1 protein-coding gene is annotated in these 332 nt (G+C 65.7%); it reads left to right on the forward strand.

Annotation, left to right across the window (positions count from 1 at the left end; all coding sequences use genetic code 11):
• Nucleotides 1-58: 58 nt before the first annotated feature.
• A partial coding sequence (locus tag AB6A65_RS16815; RefSeq protein WP_371039522.1) for a DUF1524 domain-containing protein occupies nucleotides 59-332 on the forward strand: 274 nt, incomplete at its 3' end.

Genomic DNA, 332 nt, shown 5'->3' on the forward strand with positions numbered 1-332 from the left:
TGAAGCTCAGGAAGCTCTCTCGCAGATCTCATACCGCCGTGAACTCTTCGGAAGCTGGGTGGACCAGGACGGCGATTGCCTCGACACCCGCCACGAGATCCTCCAGATCCGATCCGAGGTCCCGGCCGTCCTCACGGCCGATGGATGCCGTGTCGTCGGCGGACGGTGGGAGGACCCCTACTCCGGCATCATGCTGACGCGCGCCAGCAGCGTGGAGATCGATCACCTGGTGCCGTTGGCATGGGCCTGGGACCGTGGCGCTTCCTCCTGGACCGATGCGAGGCGCAACGCATTCGCGCTCGACCGCGGCAACCTGGTCGTCACAGAGTCCA

The sequence above is a fragment of the Rhodosalinus sp. FB01 genome (assembly GCF_041365715.1).
Taxonomy (GTDB): Bacteria; Pseudomonadota; Alphaproteobacteria; order Rhodobacterales; family Rhodobacteraceae; genus Rhodosalinus.